General features: G+C 51.7%; 6 protein-coding genes, 1 tRNA gene and 1 pseudogene. 7 read left to right on the top strand and 1 reads right to left on the bottom strand.

The window, feature by feature from the left end; all coding sequences use genetic code 11:
- Together AC2JC8_RS08315 and AC2JC8_RS08310 are read left to right on the top strand one after the other, a co-directional pair.
- Positions 1–222: pseudogene (locus AC2JC8_RS08315) on the top strand (16S rRNA (cytidine(1402)-2'-O)-methyltransferase); the annotation flags it as partial.
- Entirely contained in the window at positions 219–470 is a 252-nt protein-coding gene (locus AC2JC8_RS08310; protein ID WP_484400989.1) for a hypothetical protein, read from the top strand. The pseudogene AC2JC8_RS08315 and the gene AC2JC8_RS08310, both read left to right, overlap by 4 nt.
- On the opposite strand, the gene AC2JC8_RS08305 is transcribed toward AC2JC8_RS08310, so the two are convergent.
- Positions 467–1,186: a helix-turn-helix domain-containing protein gene (locus AC2JC8_RS08305; RefSeq protein WP_484594507.1), complete on the bottom strand. Its 720-nt coding sequence runs from the start codon at positions 1,184–1,186 to the stop codon at positions 467–469. The genes AC2JC8_RS08310 and AC2JC8_RS08305 overlap by 4 nt on opposite strands.
- Before the next feature lie 94 nt (positions 1,187–1,280).
- Between AC2JC8_RS08305 and AC2JC8_RS08300 the strand changes: the two genes are divergently transcribed.
- The 5 genes from AC2JC8_RS08300 to AC2JC8_RS08280 form a co-directional block, all read left to right on the top strand.
- Positions 1,281–1,354 (top strand) — tRNA-Arg (locus AC2JC8_RS08300).
- 374 nt (positions 1,355–1,728) lie between these two features.
- Positions 1,729–2,721: a hypothetical protein gene (locus AC2JC8_RS08295; RefSeq protein WP_484594506.1), complete on the top strand. Its 993-nt coding sequence runs from the start codon at positions 1,729–1,731 to the stop codon at positions 2,719–2,721.
- A gap of 111 nt (positions 2,722–2,832) precedes the next feature.
- Positions 2,833–3,054, top strand: coding sequence for a hypothetical protein (locus AC2JC8_RS08290; protein ID WP_484594505.1), 222 nt, complete (start codon positions 2,833–2,835; stop codon positions 3,052–3,054).
- Positions 3,054–3,371 carry a hypothetical protein gene (locus AC2JC8_RS08285; protein ID WP_484594504.1) on the top strand — a complete coding sequence of 106 codons (318 nt, stop codon included), beginning with the start codon at positions 3,054–3,056 and terminating at the stop codon, positions 3,369–3,371. The genes AC2JC8_RS08290 and AC2JC8_RS08285 overlap by 1 nt, the downstream gene beginning before the upstream one ends.
- Positions 3,368–4,163: bifunctional DNA primase/polymerase (locus tag AC2JC8_RS08280; RefSeq protein ID WP_484594503.1), on the top strand; the 796-nt coding region annotated here is incomplete at its 3' end. The genes AC2JC8_RS08285 and AC2JC8_RS08280, both read left to right, overlap by 4 nt.

Below are 4,163 nucleotides of genomic sequence, written 5' to 3'. Positions count from 1 at the left end.
TTAGCTCATTTTAATAACTTTGCACCCCAGGGAGAATGCACGGTGGTGCTCGGTGGTGCAGCAGCAGCAGCACTTGCCCCCTGGGATGAAGTGCAATTACGGCAGGAACTGGATGCATTGATCGCCAAGGGGCTAACCGCATCGGAAGCAGCTAAGCAATTAGCGCAAAGCAGTGGCCAACAACGCCGCGCCCTATATGGGTTGCTGCACCGGGCAGAATGAATGGGAAGGAGGCTGAATTGATGTTGTTGCGATTGCGGCTATTTATGGGCAGTGTGATCGGCACATTTGTTTTGCTGTTGATGTTGTGCCTTGGCAGCCAAAACATTAACGAACGCAGTGTCGTGAATCTCGGCGTGGGCCGTACGGTGCCGTTACCGCAGGGTTTTGTGGTGGGTATGGCAATTTTATGCGGAGTATTCAGCGGCGGTGCTGGTGCGGCACTGCTGGGCCCAAACGGCGATGATTAAGGCTTTACTGGGCTGCCAGGCACGGCATAAAGAGCGCCTTCCAGCACGATACGGCTTATGCCTTGGGCCAAAATATATGGAGCTGTGAGCTCAAGCAGGCTGGAATCTGGCACCTTAATAACCCTTTGGCTGCGGCCGCATTGCCTTTTGGCCTGGCGTGGATTAATGAATAAAGCAATCGCTTGTAATTCCTCTTCCTCAGAAGCAATAAGACCCAATTCTGTGAAATCTTTTACCGGGGTACCTTTGAGTTCCACTTCACGATCTACCAATAAATAAAGACTTGTTGGCAATTCACTTGCAACTAAAGGTTTACTAACGCAGGGGCTGCTATCACTGAGATTTGCGGTTACGGCAAGGGGTGCAAAGGCAATGAAATCACTATTTGATTCGATTTCGAGATCATTAATTTCAAGTTCCTCTTTCACATAATCTTCTTCTTCGGTGTTAACGACAAAAGCTGCGGAGTGGGTTAACTCCAGCTCCACCAGATCTTGCGCTATTTCTGGCTTTCCTATCGCTTTTACAGCAGAACCAGCAATCCGCAGATCTTTTATTGCCCCATAAGCTTCTAAACCGATCGCAGCTTTTATGGTGCGGCTCACAGTATTTGCGCTGCAACTAAATGCCTCAGCAAGGGCCGCAGCGGTTTCACCCGCTTGGTAACGCAGCACTACCTCCTGCTTTTGGCTGTCATTCAGCCGTGAGGCCGCCATTACCAAATCTGCCGCAGCTATAAAATCTAAGCGTGTATCTGGCAATATGGGAGATTGCGTTTCAATACGGCTTAATTTGATTTGATTTGCACATGCTCCCTTAGCTCAGCTGGATAGAGCAGCTGCCTTCTAAGCAGCCGGTCGAGTGTTCGAATCACTCAGGGGGCGTTCCCAGAACCACTGCAATAACTAGCTTCCAAGCCAGTCAGAGCCTTGATTCTCATCAATTAGCTAAAGCGCCAGGATTCGCCAGAACTCTTGCAAAATGGTCAGCACTCTGCAATATTTCACCTAAATCCCACCCCGGCCAGGGAAATACAATGGCTCTAGACCGCCCTAAATGGATCGCCGACCTGTCTAGGAGCTTTAAGCGGCACCGTTTAAGCCGCCCCGGGTGGTCAATAGAAATAAAAGGTGAGCGCTTAAGAGTCGTTTCATCTGAGTTACCACCACGGCCAGATGAGCCACCAGATTCACCACCAAAACGAAGGGCCTTCACTCTCAAAGCAGCGCCGGGGCCGGCTACCGCTTCAGCAGCACTTGTGGAAGCCGGCAAAATATTTGATTCAGTAATGGCTGCGGAGTGGAGCTGGCCCGATTCGGAAGCAGCGTTTGAAGTGGGAAATCCAGATCGGCTGGGGGTGGTGGCAATTATGAGACTTATTGCAGCGCTTAAGCAAGAACTAGTTAGTGAAAAAATAGGACTAAGCACTTGGAATCGAACTTATTTACCATATATGGCAGTGCTTACAAAAACCGCCGCTGCTCACTACTGGAGCGAAGACGAAAAACTTTTAGAGACAACGCTAAGGAATTGGGAGCCAAACTCCAGGTCAAGGCAAATGGCGCACGACCGAATCCGCCGGCTGTGGAAATTAGCTAGATGGGAATGGCCCGAAAAGATTGCAGCAATGCGAGGTAATGGAAAAGCAGCCGTTAGCCCCCACGGAGTAAGGGCCTTTACTGATAAGGAGCTAGAAGAATTAAGGGCAAGGATTGAACGTAGTTACAGGCTCACGCCGGCAGATCTGGTGGCCTGGGATTGTATGATTTGCTTCGGCCTGCGGCCCGCAGAGCTAAAAGGATTGGTTCTAAGCAATAAAAACAACTACTTCAGTGCAACTGTTAGCCACCAAAAAAAAAGTAGTAAAGGCTTAAGCGGGGCAAGGATTGTTCCGGCGATTCCACCAACCGGGTGGGCCGCTGATTGCGATGGCTTACTAGAAAGGTGGGAAAAATATGGCCTGCCTTTATCAGTGGTAAATCATCCACGCTCAGCGGGGGAGGCTTTGAGCCAGCAGCTAGACCGCATTCAGAAATCAAAACCAGTTGAGATGCCACTTGACGCAGAACTAACCAGTTATGGCTGCCGCCATGCCTTTGCATTGCGCCTTGGTATCGACCTGGGGCTAAGCGTTAGGGAGTCGGCGGAGCTGATGGGGCACAGCCCCCAGGTGCATCTATCGACCTACGGCCGGAGAATAGATGAACCGAAATTGCAAGCAAAAATAAAGCTATTACTGAAGAATAGATAAATAGTCACAAGATAAAAAAACGAGACCATTTTATAAACTTGTTTTAGCTAATTAGGCGGCTAGGTTTGCTTTGTGGAGGCCAACTCCGCACAAACTAAGCTCTAACAACAAATGGCTTTTAACCTCACAACTGTGGAGGCTGTGGATGCTTTACGCATATCCGCAACCACCCTGCGAAGATTACGAAAGGAAGGAATTTTGAAGCCCGGGATTCACTTCAGGGCATTAGGTGCAGGTGCAATCCGCCCGCCTCTCCTTTGGGATGGTGTGGCAATAGATGCAGCGCTCACAAGCCGCAGCCGCCGCACCCTTAAAGCAGTGGGGGTGGGCTGATGGACTTCATCAAAACCCTGCCAGAACTGGCCGATCTCAACGAGAACCTGCCCTACCCCGACACCATCGCCGAGGCCTATTGGCTGGCAGAGCTGGCCTGCATGTGTCATGACCGAATAAAGGGAAACCCCTCAAACCCGGCCAAATTCTGGGGGCTGCTGGATGTTGAAGACGCAAAGCACCTAAAGCATTTCCTGCGGGATGCAGGCAACGGTGTTTCAGAGGCTGCAAATGACTTGCAAATGCTGGTCAAGGCCGAGGCCGAGTTGGAAGCCGAGTCAATCAAAGCCGAGGCCGAGTACAGAAAAACAGCATGAAAAAGACCGCCACCCAGGCGGGCAGCGGCCAGTCAAGCAACACTGAGCCCAGATTACCCGCCTTTATTGATGAATTGCAACGGCTCCAGCGTTTAGAAGCTGAGCTAGCCCTATTGCCGATTGGCTGGGGTGCAGAGCGTAAAGGGCCAATGCTGGATGAGTGGCAACACCACGAAGGCGCCAGCATTAACAAGCTGCAACGCTGGCCCGGTATCCGCTCAATTGGTGCCCGCACTGGGTTATTCACTGGCCCCCTACTGGCATTTGATTTTGATGGTGCAACCTCCCTCTCCTTGGGGCTTAATCCCACTGAGGTGATTAGCTGGCAAGTGCATCGCAACACCGACCCGGCAAGGCTAAAAGTATTATTTAGGCCCACACCTGAGCAGCTTCAGCAGTTGCCAGGGGGCGCTGAGTTCCAGGGCAAAACTATTACCGCCCCAAAAACTGATACCGCTAAAGGTGAAGCCTTAGAAGTGTTCTTTGATGGTGGGCGCCAGGTAATCATCCTTGGCGAGCATCCCAGCAGCGGCGGCCATTACTACTGGCCCGCTGGTATGGGGCCAGAGGCTCTTACCCCCCCACCTGCTAACTGGTGGGCGCATGCGCTGCAAATCGCTAATAAGTGCCACTACAACAAAACAACCGGCTCCAAACCCTGCTCAAGGCGCAATGGAACCCGCCGCTTAAATCCTTGCCCGATTTGCGGACGCCATGACGGCCAAGGCGGCTCCGCCCTCTGGTGTGAGCAAACCCAGCAAGGCCTAATCCTTTGCATGCCTGGCTCCACCT

The sequence above is a fragment of the Synechococcus sp. genome, assembly GCF_982614295.1.
The sequence above is the reverse complement of the archived record's forward strand: the minus strand, read 5'-3'. Positions and strand labels throughout refer to the sequence as shown.

What these genes read in the sequence shown, in the direction of transcription:
- AC2JC8_RS08305 (WP_484594507.1), bottom strand. Translation starts at nt 1,186, where the DNA reads ATGGCGGCCTCACGGCTGAATGACAGCCAAAAGCAGGAGGTAGTGCTG.
- AC2JC8_RS08285 (WP_484594504.1), top strand. Translation starts at nt 3,054, where the DNA reads ATGGACTTCATCAAAACCCTGCCAGAACTGGCCGATCTCAACGAGAAC.
- AC2JC8_RS08310 (WP_484400989.1), top strand. Translation starts at nt 219, where the DNA reads ATGAATGGGAAGGAGGCTGAATTGATGTTGTTGCGATTGCGGCTATTT.
- AC2JC8_RS08290 (WP_484594505.1), top strand. Translation starts at nt 2,833, where the DNA reads ATGGCTTTTAACCTCACAACTGTGGAGGCTGTGGATGCTTTACGCATA.